Below are 19,214 nucleotides of genomic sequence, written 5' to 3' on the forward strand. Positions count from 1 at the left end.
GGGCAGGAATCTCAACCACCCTTCCAGGGAGCAGGAGTAATCAATGAAACGAATTAATTTTACCCGCGCACTGCTGTCAGCAGCAGTGTCGGCTTCCATCAGCTGCGCACCGGGCGTCATGGCCCAGGAAACGAGTGCCGGCATTCGGGGACAGCTGACCGGACTCGACGGCCAGCCGCTGGATAACGCTACTGTGACCGTAGTGCATACCCCGTCAAACAGTCGCCGGGAGATCACCAGCGGCGAATCTGGGCGCTTTAACCTGGACGGGCTCCGGGTAGGCGGCCCTTACCGGGTGATCATCGATGCCCCCGAGGGGCGGCGGGTAGTCGACGGGGTTTATCTCTCGCTGGGTGACACCCTGCCGCTGAACCTGAGCCTGGCGCCGGAGGCGATGGAAGAAATCAGTGTTGTGGCCAATGTCCAGGACCCTACTGCCACTGCAGTAGGGCCCTCCTCGCACTTCAGTCTTGACGATCTGGAAAGTGCCCCGGCGATTAACAGGGACCTGAAAGACCTGGTACGGCTGGACCCGCGATTGTACGTCGATGAGGCCTTTAACGATTCAGTACAATGTGCCGGCGCCAACCCGCGCTTCAACAGCCTTACTGTCGACGGCGTGCGGATGAATGATAATTTCGGCCTGAACAGCAATGGCTACCCTACCGAGCGGATGCCTTTCTCCTACGATGCCATCCAGCAAGTGGCCGTGGAGCTCGCCCCGTTCGATGTCCAGTACGGCGGTTTCAGCGCCTGCAACATCAATGCAGTTACCAAATCCGGGGACAACCAGTGGCACGGGTCGGTGTTTTACGATTACACCGATGACGGCATGCGCGGAGACCAACTGGAGGGCGACGATATCAATATTGCCCCGTTCGATGAGCAGCGCTACAGCACCACCCTGGGCGGCCCGATTATCCAGGACAAGCTCTTCTTCTTCGCCGCCTATGAAAAGCTTGACGGCGTGGCGACTTTCGATCGGGGCCCGGCCGGCAGTAACACTGCCACCCCGGTCCAGGGTGTCTCGCAGGCACAGCTGGAGGAAATCCTGCGTATCTCCCGTGATATTTACGGCTATGACCCGGGTGGGCTCCCATCCAGCCTCCCGGAAGAGGATGAGAAACTGCTGGTCAAGTTTGACTGGAATATCACCGATACCCAGCGGGCAGCCTTTACCTACAATTACAATGATGGCTTCAGCATTGCCCAGTCCGACGGCGACCCGGATGAACTGGAGCTTTCCAACCACTACTACGAGCGCGGCGCAGAGCTCAATGCTTACGTGGGACAGCTGTATTCCGACTGGAGTGACATCTTTTCAACCGAGGTCAAGATCGGCTACTCGGAACTGGACAACCGCCAGCTCTCGCTGGGAGGCACCGAGTTTGGGGAGGTACAGATTCGCACCGAAAACGATGACGACGGTGATGGCAATGCGTCCCGGGCGACCGTTTATCTCGGCGCTGACGATTCCCGCCATGCGAACAAGTTGAGCTATGAAAGCCTCAGCCTGAAGCTCGCCGGCAACCTGCAGCTGGGTGAGCACCGCCTCTACGGTGGCTATGAGCGCGAGACGTTCGATGTCTTCAATATGTTTGTCCAGGAAGCCGAAGGCGAGTACCGCTTTGGCAGTATCGCGGAATTTGCCGCAGGTACCCCTTCCGTCCTGATTTACGAGAATGCCAGCGGGAGCAATAATCCCCAGGACGCTGCGGCCGAATTCAGCTATGCCATCGACACCTTCTACCTGCAGGACGAGTTCACCTTTGCCAGTGTCGACCTGACCCTGGTGGGTGGCTTCCGCTACGACCGCTATAGCAGTGATGAGCGGCCGGTAGACAATGGCGATATCGTTTCAGCCTACGGCTTCTCCAACCGGGCCAACCTCGATGGCAAGGACCTGCTGCAGCCACGTATCGGCTTCAACTGGAGCCTGGCCGACAGCGCTGAGATTCACGGTGGTATCGGCCTCTATTCCGGCGGCAATCCCAATGTCTGGATTTCCAACAACTATTCCAACGACGGCGTTACCCAGATAGAGACTTCACTCGCCGATTTCAGCCAGCAGAGCCTGTTCGACCTGGCCTGGACCGGCTCCGGCCAGCCGATCTACGACGTGCCGGCGGAACTCTATGACGCGGTCGCCAGCGGCGAAGGTGACAATGGCGGAGTCAACCTGCTGGACCCGGATTTCGAAGTGCCCTCGGTCTGGAAATATGCAATCGGTGGCAGCTACGAATTTGGCGACGGCTACCTGGCATCAGCCGACCTGCTTTACAGTGACTACCAGGATGCGGCAATCGTACGCGATATCTCCCGCGTCCAGGTGGGCACAGCCATCGACGGCCGCCCCATTTATGGAAGCGACATGGGGCGTTCGCAGGACTTCATGCTGACCAACGCCCGGGGCGATAGTGGCTACTCAACCGTAGTCTCCCTGGGGCTGAGCAAGTCCTTCGAGTCCGGCTTGAGCGCTGCTGTGGGCTACGCCTACACCGAGGCAGAGGATGTCAATCCCATGACCAGCTCGGTCGCATTTTCAAACTACGTGAATATTGCCACCGCCGACCCTGAGAACCCGCGTACCGCGACATCCAACTATGTCGTACCCCATCGGTTCACCCTGAAGCTGGACTACGCACAGGAGTTTTTCGCCGGCCTGGAGACCCGCATCACCCTGTTCGGCTCCGCCAACGAGGGGCGCCCCTACACCTACACCTTCGATGACGGCTTCAAGTTCGGTGACTCTACCGGCTTTATCTCCCGGCACCTGCTCTATGTCCCCAGTGGTCCGGACGACCAGAATGTCGTCTTTGCGGAAGGTTTCGACACGGATGCTTTTTTTGCTTTCCTGGACAGTGAGGAGCTGGACCGGGGTGGGATAGCGGAGCGCAATGAACTCAGCAGCGACTGGTGGACCAAGTTCGACCTGAAGATCAACCAGGAACTGCCGGGCTTCCGGGCCGATGATCGCGCCAACGCCTACTTTGTGGTGGAGAACCTGGGCAACCTGCTGAACGATGAGTGGGGGGTAATGTACGAGGGCGGCTTCCCCCGTTACCAGGCGGCGGTCAGTGCCGGCGTGGACGAACAGGGACGCTATGTCTTCGAGGAGTTCCTGGATCCGGCGGGCCAGACCCGGGTGGCAGATGCCTCCCTCTGGCGCGCGCGGCTGGGCATTCGCTACCAGTTCTGATGTAACGACGTAGCCCTCAACCCGGGGCCAGCAAGGCCCCGGGTACCTGGCTCAGCTTACTCAGGCGTCGCCCAGCCAGCGTTCCAGGGTTTCCTGCAGGGATTCCTTGTTCAGCGGCTTGGTCAGGTAGTCGTCCATGCCTGCGGCCAGGCAGCGACCCTCGAACTGCTCTTCGGTGGTACTGGTCAGGGCAACAATGGGCATCCGGTCATCCGGCGAGTGCTCCGACTCCCAGTGGCGCAGCCGATCGATGATCTCCGCACTGTGGTCGGTATTCTGCTGGCAGTCCACCAGCAGCAGGTCGTAACTCTTATCCCCCAGCCGTTCCAGCGCCTCTTCCACTGCCGCAGCCACATCCACCTGGTACCCGAGCGCGCTCAGCATTTCCTCAGTCACCCCCTGGTGCTGGCGGGACTCTTCGATCAGCAACAGCGACCGCTGGCGGGGGTGGGCACTGATGGTGGAAACGATACGCCGGCTGGCCTTCTTCACCCCACCAAACAGCCGTTCGATCAGGGCATCATGCAGTTCCTTTCGGGTGACCGGCCGCCGGATGTACTTGGCTTCGGGCAACGCCTGCATCAGCGGAGCGAAATCGACCTTGTGTCCCGGTGCCCCCAGGCACACGACTTTAGATTGAGTCCCATCGCCATTCAGGCTGTTGAAAAACTCCGAGACCTCCACCAGCATCTGCCGGGCACCCATGGCTGGCACCATGATCAGGAGTTGCTGCCGCTCCACTGCCCGCTGTAATTGCAGCACGGTCTCGCTGTTGGACCTGGACCACTTGCCGCAATCCACTTCCATGCCAAAAGACCGCAGCTGTTGCACCAGGCCGGAAACAAACAGGCCGCCCTCGTGCAGCACCAGCACTTCGCTGTCCTGCAGGCGACGATCGGGAGTCAGGTAGACCCTCTGGTTCGGCTCCATCGCAAGTTTGACCACCACTTCATAGCGGTTGCCCTCGGGCGTGGAGTTCACCTGCAGGTAGCCTCCCATTGCCTCGGCCAGTCCCTTGGCGATTGAGAGCCCCAGCCCGCTGGTCACCTGGTTGGTGTCGAGGCGGGCAAAAGCGCCGAACAGCTCGCTTTCGTCAGGCAGGATCTCTCCCCGGCCATCGTCATTGAGGTGGATGGTAAGCTGGCCCTCGAAACTGGTAATCGGGGCAAAATTCACCTGCCCCCAGAGCTCGCCGGCCTGGGCCACCGCAGTGGCGGAGTCAACCAGGTTTCGGATCAGTTGTGCGGTTTTGCGGTTGTCGCCGGTCACCATCACCGGGAGGTTGTCGTCAATCTGGAAGTTGAACTCCAGGTTCTGGCGATGAGCGGCCCGGGCGGCAAATTTGAAGGACTTTTCAATTGTCTTGACCAGGTTGAAAGGACCCTGGCGCAGCCGTATATCCTTGCGCGCGACACGCGTGAAAAGGCCGACGTTATCCACCAGCTTCAGCTGCTGGCTGCCGGCGTTCTTGGCCAGCCTTACCCATTCCCGCTGGCGCTCGCTGAGGTCGTCTGCCTCGAGAAGCGCCAGTGCGCCGAGCGAATCGGACAGCTGGCTGCGGAATTCCTGGCCGATATTGGCGACAAACTCGTTGGTAAGCTCAACCGCTGCCTCAGAGTGCTTGCGCGCGGCCGCCAGGTTGCTCGCCCGCTGCTGCAGTTCCTGCATTGCCGACAGGCGGTCCCAGTAATTCTGCGATTCCCTCCGCGCCTGGTGAGCGGTCAACCAGATAAAGGCAAAGGTCAGGGCACCATAGATGGTGCCCAGGATATCGGCGGACAGGATCGCCTTGACCGCGGCTGGAACCAGGCACGCGGAGACGAACCAGATAAGGAAGCGGTGGTATGGGGCAAAGACCGAGGCCACACTGGAGCAGAAAACCACCGTGTAGAGCCAGAGGAAATGGGTCACCGGGGCGAAGCCCAGTAACCACTCGTGGAACAGCAGGATTACCCCCCACCAGGCCGCCCCGAGGGTGGAAACGAAGAAGTACCGTCGGCGCCAGCGCACCGGGCCGGTGGCATAGAGGTGGCTGAAGCGGAATACATAGTAGCCCCGCACCAGTGTCAGCAGCACCAGCACCACACCCAGTACCAGCAACAAGCGTGGAGCCTGCAGGCGCAGGTCGCCCATGGCGGCGGCGATCGCAAAAGCCAGCAGGGTCAGCAGCATACCCCGGCGGCTGTATTTGGCGATCCGGGTATCAGTGGCCCGGCAGACTCGCCGATCCTTCTGTACCTTGAGTTCTGGGCGGTCAAATATTGGCATTATGCCCTTCCCTGAATAGGCCCGGCGGCCCGAATGCATGCATCGGGTAATCCCTAGCCGATACCCATGACTTCTACCAGCACCGTCTTGATAATAAACCCGAGGAGGCCGAGGCCCAGTGCCAGGAAAAGAATGAGGGTACCGAACCTGCCGGCCCTGGACTTTTTAGCCAGGTCCCAGACGATAAACAGCATAAAGAGGATCAGGCCACCGATACCCAGCCAGAGGGAGTACTCTTCAAATTGCGCAAACGTCATGGGTTACCACAGATACAAATTTGGCGCGCATTTTACATTTTACCGGGTCCACCCGCGAGTATTTTGCCGCCTAATGGCCAACTCTCCCGGGAGAAATTCAGGCCCCCTGGTAATAATCACCATCTTCGGCACGTGTGCCGCATTTCAGGCGCCGCACTTCGCGGTCGCGGTAACGGCTGTCATGCCAGCAACGCGGTAGTGCCTCACCGGAGAGGAAGCTCAGCTGGGTCTTGTCAAAGACCTCAGGATCCTGCACCTCCTCGCCCCACAGGTATCGCCCCACCACCGTCAGCTCATAGGGATTGGCGAGCGTTACGATATCGGCCACTTCCACGAGATGGTTGGTCGAAGTATCTCTGAACAGCATCTTGGCACCCTATTCATCATCTCTATCGACAGTATAGGGGCAATTTGTGGGAACCGGCCGGCTGTGGTGTAGAAATTCAGAAGCGGCCCAAACTTCATGCAAGCCCGAAAAAATCGAAGCCCTGCGTGCTGTAGGGCCGATTACCATACGATTTTTACGAATTCAGCTACCGACAAAACATCGAAAGTATCGAGGTTTACCTGCATCGATACCGGAGTCAGCCCTCCAGCGTGAGTCTCGCCGATACCATGCCCTCTTCAGGCAGCGCATCCAGGTTTACCGTCCGGAGCATAAATTTCTGCTCTATGAGGGTATTGAACCAGGGCCGCAGGTCCTCGTAGCGCGCGCGCTCAATCCAGAGCCGAATCCTTCCCTGCCCCTCGGGCTCGAAGCGCTTGATGGTAATCTGGTGGCGCTCTGCTGCGGCCGTGACACGCTGCAGCAGGGTGCCCGCGCCCTGCTCGGTCATCGCGCCCGCTACCGGGTCCAGCTGCTCCAGTACCGGGCGCTGGGATTCAATCCAGGCGACAAGCTCCCGTGACTCCTCTGCCCTGGCACGGGCATCGTCGAAGAAGTGCTTGGCGGGCATAAACAGGCCGTAGACCAGGAACATCCCGCCGAGAAAAAGGGTCAGGGCCCCCAGGGCCCGCTGGTCATTGGGCGGCAGGGCCCGCCATCGCTGCTGCAGTTGCTCGATCTTTTCTTTCATCTTCCAGGGTACTTATGTCTATTTATTGTGCTTGCTCAGCGCAGCCGGATCCGGCCCGAAACTCCGTCTTCGAGCTCGTTGGCAGCCAGCAGCTCGGCCCGGTACTGCCCGGAGGACAGGCGTCCCACAAAGCCATCCAGCTCCCCCAGGCTCGCGGCCTGCAGCTGGATCACCATCTCCCCACGGTTGCCATCGAAGCGCAGGGACTGAAGCTGTAATGGCTCCCCGCGGTGCTGCTCCCATGCCTGGCTGAGTGTGGTCACCTGTCGGGCGAAGCCCGCACCACCATTACCGGCCTGGTTCAGGTACCCCTGGATCTGGCGGCGGACATCGGCACCGGCACGTGCATTGGGAAATAGCTCGGCGAACAGCGCCCGCGCCTGCGCGTCCTGTTGCCCGGCCTGCCAGCTGTAATAAGCGCCGCCGGCGAGGAACAGCATCAACTGCAATACAAAACACGCAGCGGCCACCTTGAGTGGCTTTATCCACCAACTGGACTCATCCGCGCTGCCCACGGGCCGATAATCCCCCACCAGCAGGTTGGCCAGGAGGGGAATCCTGAGCCGGGAAAGCAGGTACTCCCCGGCATCCCCTTCAACCCGCTGCAGCCCATGGCCGAACAGCGACTCCAGTTCAGCCACGGCCATTTCGTCCTGCTCACCCGCACCCAGCAGGCTCAGCGAATGATCGGCCCGGGAAACCTCACCTACAGGGGAGCCACCATCCGGAGATTCACCGGACCGCTCGTCACCCGGCTCCGCCAGCGAGGCCAGCAGAGGCTGCAGGTAACGCCGGCGCACAGTGAGGCCATGCCCGGCGGCACGCCAGATATGGGCCCGATCCCCATCGAGCCACAGGCTTACGTCAGTATCGAGGAGATCCAGCAACTGGTACTCCGGCAGGGCTGCAGCCACTGGCCATTGCAGGCGTTGCAGCTGGGCACTGAGGGCCGCCATCTTCTCGTGACGGATCGCGTAAACCGAACAGAGGTCCCCGGTGCGCGGCTGGCAAACAAAATGCAGGTCTTCCACATCTTCCGCTAGGCGCTCCTCGACCATATAACCCACGGCGCTGCTCTGCTTTCGTGCCGCCCTGGGAATCGACTCGACGCCACTCCAGACCCAGCTGCCGGGCAATAACAGGACGACCCGTGAACCCACAGGGAACTCCGGCGTCGTCGCACCGTCAGCAGCTGAACCATCGCCCTCACGGGGCTCCACCATACCTGCAGAGACAGGGGCCACTGTGGGAGCGCTGTCGGGGGAAAAGGCACCGGCGAACTTCGCGTCGACTGGAACCGGGCGCCAGCCCTGGTCCGTCCAGGACTGCACGGTAACCCGGTCCGACTCAGCCGTCTCGGCCAGTCGCAGCAGCACCAACGGCTGCCGACTACCCGCTAATTCTTTGCGCTCACTTAAGGTTTCAGTCATATGTCATTGTTTTCATTGGTTTTTTCGCCTGAAGCTGATTCGCTTTCAAGTAATTCCCGAACTTCATTGCCGGAGAACATGCGTCGTTGGCGCTGAACCATCGACACTTCGCCGCGACCCTGATCGAGCCTGAAGGTCGTCTCCCAGTACTGCCGGTTTTCCGGCCCCGGCCCGAGCTGTACCGCAATCTGGGCGAGGAAGTACTGGCTATGGAACACCAACCCGGCGACTCCCCCCAGGCCGTAAGGGGCGAGTTGCGAGGCTTCGGTAAAAACCCCGTCCGCTTCACGGAAGCTCTCGATCTGCGATGCCCTGGCCCCGGGGGCCATGGCTTCCAGCAATTCCGCCGGGGCAAAGTTTACATTGATCACGGTACCCGACTCCGGCAAGGCGCAAAGGAACGGACGCAGGGCCTCCCAGTCCTCGCGCTCCATACCCTGCACTGCGGACAACTCCGAGATATCGGTAATCGGGATATCCGGGGTCCGGTGCGCGATCTCGCGTCCCAGGTAGCCATTGTCCTCAGTGCCCGGGGTCAGCGGCGTATCACCGCTGTCGACCCAGTCGAGCATTGCCGAGGCCAGGTCCCCCTTGCCGCTGACACTGCGCACCAGGCGCTCAAATATCGCCCGCTGGTCCGCCGATGCCTGCCCGGATCCGGCGAGATTATTCACATTAAAACAAGAATTTAAGTCCTTGATTTTAATGCGCATTTTTCCATTATCAGGATTGAATTGCAGGGCTTCGAGTGCCCAGCTGTCGAGTGCCGAGTCAGCCGACTGCGGATTCTCGCGATCCTGCTGGTGGTCACGCTCAAGCGCAATCTTTGTCCAGGCTTCCGCCCCGTGCACAAACTCCGCCATCTGCGTGTTGGCCAGCAACGCCGCTGTCCGGGAAATAGCGATGCGATTGCGCAGGATGGTATGGGTCACAGCAGCGATCGCAATTACCATCACCAGCAATACGGTGATCAGCGCGACACCCCGCTGCCCGGCCATGGATTTAGGCGTCATCCCGGGCCTCCCCGGAGCGTTCACCTGAGTCCTCACCCGAGCCCTCGTCAGTTCCGGGCTGGTCGCCTGCCCCCCCGGAGTCACCGGCACCATCACCGGGGTCTTCCTCGCCCCCAGGCCCCCGGCCACCGCCGGAGCCTGAAATAAACGAGGCGACCTGCGGCAATGTGTAGACTCGCCGCATTTCACCGGCATTGCGGGTTGTTACCAGCATTTCCACCGCCCGCGGCAAACGGCTGTCCGGCGCACCGGTCCCGGAATTCGACCCGAGCGGCGGCCACTGGTCCAGCCACGCCTCGCTGTCGCCGTCGTAGTAGCGGAATGACAGGTTGTCCACGCCGGCAAGGAGTGGCTCGGTGATTGCCTCGGTGTCGGGCGCACGGTCCAGCACCCGCCAGCGCCGCCGCAGTAACAGGCCGCCAGTCTCGCTGGTGGAGTCCGCGCTGTCCTCCGGGAAACCCAGGCTGTAGGCCAGTCGCTGCAGCTCCCCGCGGGGTTCCCCGGTCAGGTTGGCGGCCCCCAGGCGGGTAAACTCAAGCTCATCGGCATCGCCGCGCAGGGCCGGTTCATAGCCCGTGTAGCCGTTCTTTACCGGTCGCGCAGTAACCTGGCGCATATCGTCCTCGATCCGGTACATGGCCATGGAAATACGCCGCAGTTGCTCGGCCCGGGCCTCGAGGGCCCGGTCGGTACTCTGGAAGGAGTCGAGCAGCGCGTAAGACCCGATACTGATGATGGCTACCAGCACCAGCACCACCATTACCTCAATCAGGGTAAAACCGTGCTGGCGGCCGATTGGCCGGGACACTGGAGAGGCCGCCATTACTGGCGCCTCCCACCCGATGGTGCATTGCCGGCACCGGCGGTCGTGACGCCTCGCGCGGCCCAGGCATCCAGTGTCAGGCTCGGGGTTTCACTGTCGGGTTCGGCCACCTCGATGATGATATGCCGCAGGCGCTCTTCATTAGTGCTCTCGACCCGCGCGGTAACCTGCCATTCCCGGGCGCCCTGGGGCACGCGCTCGGTTTTCTCCCCCAGGGGCGGCCAGTCTTCTTGCAGGCGAATCTCCGCCAGGGCCTGCTGGGCGATCCAGCTGGCCGCCAGGCGTTCCTCCATCAGCGCCTGGTGTCGCACGCTGTCCTGCATGGTTTTCAGCACGCTGGCCGCGATCACGCCGAAAATGACCAGCGCCACCAGGACTTCGACCAGGGTAAAGCCGCCTTCGCGGCGGCTACGCTCAGAGGTCATCGGCCTGCCATTCCAGCTCGAGGCCATTGAGGCTGCCATTCCAGCTCGAGGCCATTGAGGCTGCTGTATGAAATCTTTGCCGCCCGGGCATAATCGCCGTTCTCCACCAGTATGACCGCCAGCTCCACCGGCAGCACTTCGCCGCTGGAGAGTGCCACAAATTGTGGGACCTGGGCTTCATCATCCCCGGACCCGGCGGGGGCAAATGCGGATTCTTCGGCACCGGGCAATTCGGCCTGCTCCAGCACCTCAAGGCGAATATTGTCGGGAAGGCGGTGTGCAGCAAAGCGGCTGGCCGAAGACCGGCCGGCCCCCTTCCCTCCCGGTTTTTCCCAGCGCATGGTGGCCGGCTCGAAGCGCACCACTGAATACTCGCCGCGCTCGAGCCGCACGCCGTAATGGGCCTTGTCGATCACCGCGCGATCGGCGACCAGCCTCAATATATTTGCCAGCCGCTGGGTCTCTCCGGTCCACACCCGGTGCCCCGCACTCCCCAGTGAAATAACCGCCATGCCGGCGAGGGTGGCAATAATCACGATCACCACCAGCAATTCGATCAGGGTAAAGCCACGGCTGCGGCGAAGCGAAGCGCCCATCACAATCGGCGTCAGCGGTTACAGTTCGCTGACAAAAATGTCCGAGGCCTCTCCCTCACCACCGGGCTTGCCGTCGGCACCCAGGCTGTAGAGGTCGTAAGGGCCCTCTGTGCCGGGACTGATGTACTGGTACTCATTACCCCAGGGGTCCTTGGCCTCACGCTTGAGGTATGGCTGGGTCCAGTTCTTGGCTTCCGGGAAGCCGGATGGCTTGCTGACCAGTGCCTGCAGGCCCTGTTCGGAACTGGGATAGACAAAGTTGTCCATGCGGTACATATCCAGCGCGGTCTCGATGGCGCGCAGGTCGGTCACCGCCGCCTTTACCCGCGCCTCGCCGGTACGGCCCATGATGTTTGGTACCACCAGTGCGCCCAGGACCCCGAGGATCACGATCACGACCATGATCTCGATCAGCGTAAAGCCACCGTTTCTCTTCATTGTTTTCATCTTTTCTACCCTCTTGTTTCCAGGCCGATGCGGGACCCCCGGGTACCGTCCAGCCTTTATACCACCATCTGGTTCATGCTCATGATCGGCATCATGATCGCCATGACAATAAACAGTACTATCCCGGCCATGATCAGCAGCATGGCGGGTTCGAACAGGCTCACAAAGGCGGTTACCGCCCCCTGCAGGTCCTGCTCCTGGGATTCCGCGGCCCTTCCCAGCATCTCGTCCAAGGTGCCCGACGACTCACCACTGGCGATCATATACACCATCATCGGCGGAAAGTACTGAACATCCTCGAGCGCACGCCTCAGGCTGCCACCCTCGCGTACGGACTTCTGTGCGGTTTTCAGCCGCTCCTTGAGGTATTCGTTCGACATTACACCACTGGCTATTCCCATGGCCTGGACCAGGGGTACGCTGCTGCCGGTAAGGATCGCAAGGGTGCCGACATAGCGTGCGCTCTGTGCGCCGCGGACCAACCAGCCGATCACTGGCATTTCCAGAAGCCGGTGATGGAAGCGATAACGGATTGCCGGCCGGCGCAACAGCGCGACCACCAGCCCCACCAGCACGGCGAGTGCGGGCGGCACCAGCCAGCCCCAGGCAGAGATGAAATCGCTCATGGCCACCAGGATGCGTGTCGGCAGTGGCAGGGCCTGGCCGGTTCCGGTAAATACCTCGATCACATCCGGTACCACATAAACCATCAGGCCGGTGACAACCAGGACGCAGATAAATACCAGCACAATCGGGTAAATCAGGGCCAGCTGGACCTTCTGGCGGAATTTCTGCTGGTTCTCGGTGTAATCCCCAAGTCGCTCAAGCACTTTATCGAGGTGGCCGGAGTGCTCACCTGCCTCGACAGTAGCACGATAGAGTCCCGGGAAGGCCCGGGGAAAACTGCCCAGTGCCTGGGCGAAACTGTGCCCCTCCAGTACCTTGCCACGCACGGCCAGTACGATCCGGCGGATCTTGTGGTTACGGGTCTGGTTGGCGATGGCCCCCAGGGACTCCTCCAGCGGGATACCTGCACGCAGCAGGGTCGCCAGCTGCCGGGTCAGCAATGCCAGGTGCTTGACGCTCAGGCCGGGGCTTCCCGCCAGCAGGCCGCCCGAATGGCTCTCTGCCGGCCCCGCGGCCGGCTCCACCTCGAGTGGCACCAGCCCGCGTGAGCGCAGCTGCTGCCGCGCGGCCCGGGCACTGTCGGCTTCGAGGGTGCCGCGGTTCTTGCGGCCCGAGTCGGTCAGGGCGATGTACTGGAATGCGGCCACAATCAGGACTCCTGGGTTACCCGCAGGACTTCTTCCAGTGAAGTCACACCGGACAGCACCTTGGCAATGCCATCCTCCCGTATGCTGGGGGCCACCTTGCGGGCCTCGATCACCAGCTTGCTCTCTGAAGCCCGGTCGTGAATCAACTGGCGCATGGTTTCGTTGACCGGTACCAGCTCATAAATACCAACCCGGCCGGTATAGCCGCTGTGGTTACAGGCCTCGCAGCCACGGGGTCGATAAATCGTGACATCCTCGTCACCGCCAATCCCCAGCATGCGGCGTTCAGTGGCATCAGCCGGGTGTGCCTCGCGGCACTCCTCGCACAGCACCCGCACCAGCCGCTGCGCCAGCACGCCGATCAGGCTCGATGACAGCAGGAACGGCTCGATACCCATATCGACAAGGCGCGTTACCGCGCCCAGGGCGGTATTGGTGTGCAGGGTGGACAGTACCAGGTGCCCGGTCAGGCTGGCCTGGATGGCAATCTGCATGGTTTCGAGGTCACGGATCTCACCGACCATCACCACATCCGGGTCCTGGCGCAGGATCGCACGCAGGCCGCGGGCAAATGTCATATCAGCCTTGGTATTGACCTGGGTCTGCCCCACCCCCTCGAGGTTGTACTCGACCGGGTCCTCAACCGTCAGGATGTTCTTCTCGCGGTTGTTGATACTGCCGAGTCCGGCATAGAGGGTGGTGGTCTTACCCGAACCGGTGGGCCCGGTTACCAGCAGGATACCGTGGGGACGGGTCAGCAGGTCGGTCATTACTTCAAGGTCGTGGCCGGCCATGCCCAGCTGGCGCAGGTCCATCTTGCCTGCCTGCTTGTCCAGCAGTCGCATCACGACCCGCTCGCCGGCACTGGAGGGCATGGTGGAAACACGCACATCGACCTCGCGGCCGGCCATCAGCAGGGAGATCCGGCCATCCTGCGGGACCCGCTTCTCCGCGATGTCCAGCTTCGCCATTACCTTGATACGGGAGACCAGCAGTGGTGCCAGGGCCCGGCGGGGCTCCAGTACCTCGCGCAACACGCCATCCACGCGGAAGCGCACCACAAGGCGTTTCTCGAATGTCTCAATATGGATATCCGAGGCCCCCTGCTTGAGGGACTCGGCAAAAATGGCATTAATCAGCTTGACGATGGGCGCATCGTCTTCCTGCTCCAGCAGGTCCTCGGTCTCGGGCAGCGCATCGACAACGGCAGCCAGGTCCAGCTCATCGCCAAGTCCCTCGACATCCGACAGGTTGCCACCCTCGCGGTTTTCATAAAGTCCCTGCAGGGCCGCCTGGAACTCGCTTTCACCGACCGCCTCGATATCCAGTTCGGCGCCGGTCAGCCGCTGCACCTCACCCAGTACGGTCGGGTTGAGTGGCGCCACATACTGGCAACGGGGCTGCCCGTTCACATCCACCAGCAGCACCCGGTGGCGCTTGGCGAAGGTATAGGGGAGACGCCGGGAAGACGCCGCCGCGGATACCGCATTGGCCGTCATTTTTCTGCCCCTGCCTCTTCCGCTTCCAGCACCTGGACCGGGGGGGAAGATTCGGCATCATCGTAGGAGCCCGAAGGTGGCAGCAGGTCCGGGAGCACGTCACCCCGGTGCCAGTCCCAGATGTAGCTGGTGTTGTCCTTGATGTCCAGCTGCTTGCGCTGCAGGTCCAGGTAGCGCTTGCGAGTCTCCTCGTAGCCGGCGCGGCGCGTGGTGAGGATCCGCGGGCGCAGGAACACCATCAGGTTGGTCTTGGTGACATCCTTGAAGCTGGACCGGAACAACCGCCCAATGCCGGGAATATCCCCCAGTAGCGGCACTTTTTCCTTGGTCTCGGTAACCTGGTCCTCGATCAGGCCACCCAGTACCAGCATCGCCCCATCGTCAATCAGTACCCGGGTACGGATCTCGCGCTTGCTGGTGACGATATCCGAAGCACCCTCGTTGGTGGGGAGCACGTTCTCGACTTTCTGCTCGATATCCAGGGTTACAGAATTATTGTTGTTCACCCGCGGGGTGACCTTGAGGGTGGTACCGATATCCTGCCGCTGGATGGTGGTGAACGGGTCATTGTTGCTGCCGGACAGCAGCTGCTCACCGGTGATAAACGGCACGTTCTGGCCCACCAGGATTTCGGCTTCCTCGTTGTCGAGCGCCATGATGGTGGGCGTCGAGAGGATATTGGCGTTGCTCTCCCGCGCGATTGCATTCACTGCCACGCGGATATCGGTACCACTCAGGTAACCCAGGTTCAGTGCGCCCGGGACCAGCAGGTTGCGGGGATCCAGTGAGAAGGGATTGAAATCCTCACTGACGACGTTGCCGTCCTCGTCGACCACGTTACTGCGGGCGGCATCGTTGCGGAAACCCGCCACTACATCGTCGCTGGCGCCGGCGATCCACCGGATGCCAAGCTCGTTGCCGGTACCCTCAGTCACTTCGACAATAATCGCCTCGATCAGCACCTGCGCCCGGCGCACATCCAGCTTGGCAATCACACCCTTCATGGTTTCCAGCAATGCTGGCGGTGCGGTCAGGACCAGGGAGTTGAGGGATTCATTGACCTGGATGCTGACCTCGACATCGGCCGCCTGCTGGTCCTTTTCCGTCTTCTGGATACTGCCACTCATGCCCTCGAGAATCGGCTTCAGGTCGGCAGCCTTGGCATACTGCACGTAAATGACGGCGGTATTGCCGTCCCCCTCGAGCGGCTGGTCGAGCCGCATGATCACGTTCTTGAGCTGCTGGCGGGTCACCGGGTCGCCGGTCAGCAGTACGGAATTTGAGCGTTCATCGACCGCAATGCGCAGCGGCTGGGCCTCGTTGGCCTGCTTGCCGCCGGACTGCAGCAGCTCGCTCAGTACCTGCTTGACCTCCTTGGCGGAGGCAAACTGCAGCGGCACCAGCTCGATATCGATGGCCCCGGCACGGTCCAGCTGCCGAACCAGGCGGACAATCTGGTCAATGTTGGCGGCGCGATCGGCGATGATAAGGGTGTTCGTGTCGGAATAAGCAGCCAGGTGGCCGGTCTGGGGGATCAGGGGCCGCAGCATGGCGATCAACTGGGTCGCGGAGATATTTTCAACCCGCACCGTGCGTACTACCAGTGACTCCGCCGGTGCGCGCGAGCTGTCGTCGGTGACTGGTATCGCCTGCTGCTTGGCCAGGGCATCCGGCACCACTTTCCAGGTACCGCCCTGCTCCACCAGGCTGAAGCCGTTGACCTGCAGCACCGACATGAAGACATCAAAAGCCTCCTCATGGGTCATCGGGTCGCCGGCCACCACCGTGACCTTACCCTTGACGTTCGGGTGAACGATGATGTTCTTGCCGGTGAAGTCAGCTGCCCAGTTGATCAGGTCGCGAATATCGGCGTTATCGAGAGACAGGGTGACTCTTTCCGGGGATTGCGCCACGACTGACGTTGCTAGCAATGCCACTGCAAATGCGGCTAGCAGCCGCCGGTAAACCATCCTGATCATTGATTAACTGACTCTTATTTGAGATGTCGCGATGCAAATTTGGGACGTCGCGATGCAAAAATCTTGTTGTTTTATTCAGTACTACTGGGTCTGGCGCTCTGCCCGGCGTTCCTTTGCCAGGCGCCGCAGCTCCTCCAGCCGATCGCGTACCGAGGCCCGTGACCGCTCGTTATTGGTGTTGCTACTGCTCGAGCGGAGCGCCGCCCTGGCCGCAGCGCTGGCACTGCTGGCCGAATAGTTGCGTTGGGGAACACTGGGCCGCCCATCCGCATCGGGATAGGTCAGCTTTTCCATCTGCCCCCCGCGTTCCAGCACAATATGGTCAACAGCCACCGAGTGCAACTTTGCGCCACCGGGCAAAGCTTCACCGACGTAAACCCGTTCGGCCGGCTTGCCCCGCTCGGCCACCAGTGCACTGGCGCGCTGCTTCTGGCTGCTGTCCAGTACGCCTGACAGCACCAGGTTCAGCTGGGTGATGGGTATATTGGCCAGATCCAGTTCCGGTTCTTCCCCACGCTCTTCGGCCGCCGCCGTGCCGAAAAATGCAGTTGCAGGCAGGCGTGCGGAGCGCGCATTGGCTACCGGACCGGCCTCACGGGAAGCAAGGAGAGAGTCCTCCGGGGAAGAAGGGATGAGCAGTGAGCCATAGGCAGTCGCATTCAGCAGCAACCACCCACCGGCCACGGCGGCTGCGGCCACGGTGCTGCGCGGAAGTGACTTGCGGCCTTCAGTGCGCGCGAAACGATCGCGAAAAGCACTGAACGCACGAGATACTGCGGTCATGGAACACCCTGTGAGTCAATAACGAGATCGACTTACCTAAACTGTTATTGACGCCTATTGTCTTTGGTCACACCCGGAAAGGCAATGTTCCGTATTTGGCGTCGGGTACCACTTAGTGGGCACCCACAGGTATCCAGACGAGAAAAAGTCCTGATACCACCCGGCATTGCCTGGCTGGCGCAAAGAAGGCGGCCCGGGGGCCGCCTTCCGAATGCCGGGTAGTATATTAACCCAGGATTACAACTTTGTTTCGAGCTCCGGCACGGCGTCAAACAGGTCTGCCACCAGGCCGTAATCTGCCACCGAGAAGATCGGCGCTTCCTCGTCCTTGTTGATAGCGACGATCACCTTGGAATCCTTCATACCTGCCAGGTGCTGGATGGCACCGGAGATACCAACGGCGATATACAGGTCCGGGGCTACGATCTTGCCGGTCTGGCCCACCTGCATGTCGTTGGGCACGAAGCCCGCATCCACGGCTGCGCGCGACGCACCCACAGCGGCTCCGAGCTTGTCGGCAACCTTGTAGAGCATCTCGAAGTTGTCGCCATTCTGCATGCCGCGGCCACCGGAGATGACCACCTTGGCAGCCGTCAGGTCCGGGCGATCGGACTCGGCGAGCTCCTCACCGACAAAGCTGGACACGCCGGCATCATCGGCAATATCAACGGCTTCCACCGTCGCAGAGCCGCCCTCAGCGGACACGGCGTCAAACGCGGTAGTGCGCACAGAAACCACCTTGATGGCATCGGAGCTCTGCACGGTGGCAATGACGTTACCGGCATAGATCGGGCGCTTGAAGGTATCGGCGCTCTCGACTGCGATGATGTCGGAAATGGGCTGCACATCCAGCAGCGCCGCAGCGCGCGGCAGCATGTTCTTGCCGGTGGTAGTGGCCGGGGCCAGCACGTGACCGTAGTCCTTACCCAGGTCAGCAACCAGCTTGGCCACGTTTTCTGCCAGCTGGTGGCCGTAGGCTGCGTTATCGGCAACCAGGACCTTGCTGACACCTTCCACCTTGGCAGCCGCCTCGGCAGCCGCGCCGCAGTCGGCACCGGCAACCAGTACGTGAATATCATCACCAATCGCCTTGGCAGCAGCGATGGTGTTCAGTGTCGCGCCCTTCAGTTCGGCGTTGTCGTGTTCCGCAATAACCAGGATGCTCATCAGATTACCTTCGCCTCGTTCTTCAGTTTTTCCACCAGTTCCGCTACGTCAGCGACCTTCACGCCCGCCTGGCGCTCAGCCGGCGGCTCGACCTTCAGGGTCTTGAAGCGCGGGGCAATATCGACACCCAGCTCAGCCGGGGTGGTGGTATCCAGCGGCTTCTTCTTGGCCTTCATGATGTTCGGCAGGGAGGCGTAGCGCGGCTCGTTCAGGCGCAGGTCGGTGGTGACAATGGCCGGCAGCTTCAGCTCAATGGTCTGCAGGCCACCGTCGATCTCGCGGGTCACCCTGGCAGAACCGTCTTCCACGACCACCTCGGAAGCGAAGGTACCCTGGGCCATGCCGGTCAGTGCGCCCAGCATCTGGCCGGTCTGGTTGTTGTCGCCATCGATGGACTGCTTGCCCATGATGACCATTTGCGGCTCTTCCTTCTCAACGATGGCTTTCAGGCACTTGGCCACGCCCAGGGGCTGCAGTTCTTCATCGGTCTCGACCAGGATACCGCGGTCGGCACCCAGGGCCAGGGCGGTACGAATCTGTTCCTGGCACTGCTTTGAGCCCATGGAAACAACAACGATCTCGCTGACTACACCCTTTTCCTTGAGGCGAACCGCCTCTTCGACGGCTATTTCACAGAAGGGGTTGATCGACATTTTCACGTTTGCGGTATCGACGTCGGAACCGTCCGCCTTCGGGCGAACCTTGACGTTGTAGTCCACAACGCGTTTCACAGCTACAAGAACTTTCATGGAAATCCCGTCTCGCTAATCTATTTTGGAGCCGCGACTGACAGGTCATATCGCGAACAAATATGATTCTTCGGTCAAACAGTTGTTTGAACGCGGTGTATGTTGAGCCTTCTAATGCGCAAAATCAATAGGCTGATAATAGCTGTCCAGACTATTCATATGACTGATGACCGGGCATCCGTGTCGCCGATAAACCGGCGCAAGCCGTTGAATTTCGGCGCATTTGCCA

17 protein-coding genes are annotated in these 19,214 nt (G+C 61.1%); 1 reads left to right on the plus strand and 16 read right to left on the minus strand.

The genetic code is table 11. The features are described 5' to 3' along the window. Positions 1-43: 43 nt before the first annotated feature. The gene (locus LVD10_RS01605; RefSeq protein WP_237061514.1) at positions 44-3,199 is read left to right on the plus strand and encodes a TonB-dependent receptor; all 3,156 of its coding nucleotides are present in this window, start codon (positions 44-46) and stop codon (positions 3,197-3,199) included. A gap of 60 nt (positions 3,200-3,259) precedes the next feature. Here LVD10_RS01605 and LVD10_RS01610 read toward each other — a convergent pair whose 3' ends face one another. The 16 genes from LVD10_RS01610 to LVD10_RS01685 all read right to left on the minus strand — a co-directional run bounded on the left by LVD10_RS01610 (position 3,260) and on the right by LVD10_RS01685 (position 18,985). Beyond that, a complete protein-coding gene (locus LVD10_RS01610; protein ID WP_232942602.1) occupies positions 3,260-5,467 on the minus strand; it encodes a hybrid sensor histidine kinase/response regulator in 2,208 nt (735 codons plus the stop codon). A 53-nt stretch (positions 5,468-5,520) separates the two neighbouring features. Further along, positions 5,521-5,724, minus strand: a complete 204-nt coding sequence (locus LVD10_RS01615) for a DUF2788 domain-containing protein (protein ID WP_232942604.1) — start codon at positions 5,722-5,724, stop codon at positions 5,521-5,523. Positions 5,725-5,821: 97 nt separating this feature from the next. Beyond that, a complete protein-coding gene (locus tag LVD10_RS01620; protein WP_232942606.1) occupies positions 5,822-6,091 on the minus strand; it encodes an acetyltransferase in 270 nt (89 codons plus the stop codon). 217 nt (positions 6,092-6,308) lie between these two features. Further along, positions 6,309-6,800, minus strand: a complete 492-nt coding sequence (locus LVD10_RS01625; protein ID WP_232942608.1) for a type II secretion system protein M — start codon at positions 6,798-6,800, stop codon at positions 6,309-6,311. Positions 6,801-6,835: 35 nt separating this feature from the next. Continuing rightward, positions 6,836-8,230 carry a type II secretion system protein GspL gene (gene gspL, locus LVD10_RS01630; RefSeq protein ID WP_237061517.1) on the minus strand — a complete coding sequence of 465 codons (1,395 nt, stop codon included), beginning with the start codon at positions 8,228-8,230 and terminating at the stop codon, positions 6,836-6,838. Then, a complete protein-coding gene (gene gspK / locus LVD10_RS01635; protein ID WP_237061519.1) occupies positions 8,227-9,243 on the minus strand; it encodes a type II secretion system minor pseudopilin GspK in 1,017 nt (338 codons plus the stop codon). The genes gspL and gspK overlap by 4 nt, the downstream gene beginning before the upstream one ends. Beyond that, the gene (gspJ, locus tag LVD10_RS01640; protein ID WP_237061524.1) at positions 9,233-10,066 is read right to left on the minus strand and encodes a type II secretion system minor pseudopilin GspJ; all 834 of its coding nucleotides are present in this window, start codon (positions 10,064-10,066) and stop codon (positions 9,233-9,235) included. The genes gspK and gspJ overlap by 11 nt, the downstream gene beginning before the upstream one ends. Further along, entirely contained in the window at positions 10,066-10,491 is a 426-nt protein-coding gene (gene gspI / locus LVD10_RS01645) for a type II secretion system minor pseudopilin GspI (RefSeq protein ID WP_232942616.1), read from the minus strand. The genes gspJ and gspI overlap by 1 nt, the downstream gene beginning before the upstream one ends. After that, positions 10,488-11,087, minus strand: coding sequence for a type II secretion system protein (locus LVD10_RS01650; protein WP_237061526.1), 600 nt, complete (start codon positions 11,085-11,087; stop codon positions 10,488-10,490). Before LVD10_RS01650 ends, gspI begins: the two co-directional genes overlap by 4 nt. Positions 11,088-11,105: 18 nt before the next feature. Further along, positions 11,106-11,534, minus strand: coding sequence for a type II secretion system major pseudopilin GspG (gspG, locus tag LVD10_RS01655; RefSeq protein ID WP_305080394.1), 429 nt, complete (start codon positions 11,532-11,534; stop codon positions 11,106-11,108). Between the two features lie 56 nt (positions 11,535-11,590). Continuing rightward, entirely contained in the window at positions 11,591-12,808 is a 1,218-nt protein-coding gene (gene gspF / locus LVD10_RS01660; RefSeq protein WP_232942620.1) for a type II secretion system inner membrane protein GspF, read from the minus strand. A 2-nt stretch (positions 12,809-12,810) separates the two neighbouring features. Then, on the minus strand, positions 12,811-14,307 hold the full coding sequence (gene gspE / locus LVD10_RS01665; protein WP_237061528.1) for a type II secretion system ATPase GspE: 1,497 nt from the start codon (positions 14,305-14,307) through the stop codon (positions 12,811-12,813). Then, positions 14,304-16,286 carry a type II secretion system secretin GspD gene (gene gspD, locus LVD10_RS01670; protein ID WP_237061536.1) on the minus strand — a complete coding sequence of 661 codons (1,983 nt, stop codon included), beginning with the start codon at positions 16,284-16,286 and terminating at the stop codon, positions 14,304-14,306. The genes gspE and gspD overlap by 4 nt, the downstream gene beginning before the upstream one ends. A gap of 81 nt (positions 16,287-16,367) precedes the next feature. Further along, positions 16,368-17,069, minus strand: a complete 702-nt coding sequence (locus LVD10_RS01675) for a type II secretion system protein N (RefSeq protein ID WP_237061538.1) — start codon at positions 17,067-17,069, stop codon at positions 16,368-16,370. Positions 17,070-17,306: 237 nt separating this feature from the next. Then, positions 17,307-18,236: an electron transfer flavoprotein subunit alpha/FixB family protein gene (locus LVD10_RS01680; protein ID WP_232942628.1), complete on the minus strand. Its 930-nt coding sequence runs from the start codon at positions 18,234-18,236 to the stop codon at positions 17,307-17,309. Continuing rightward, on the minus strand, positions 18,236-18,985 hold the full coding sequence (locus tag LVD10_RS01685) for an electron transfer flavoprotein subunit beta/FixA family protein (protein WP_237061540.1): 750 nt from the start codon (positions 18,983-18,985) through the stop codon (positions 18,236-18,238). The genes LVD10_RS01680 and LVD10_RS01685 overlap by 1 nt, the downstream gene beginning before the upstream one ends. Positions 18,986-19,214 lie beyond the last annotated feature (229 nt).

Origin of the sequence: Microbulbifer zhoushanensis (genome assembly GCF_021729055.1) — a bacterium.
GTDB lineage: Bacteria > Pseudomonadota > Gammaproteobacteria > Pseudomonadales > Cellvibrionaceae > Microbulbifer > Microbulbifer zhoushanensis.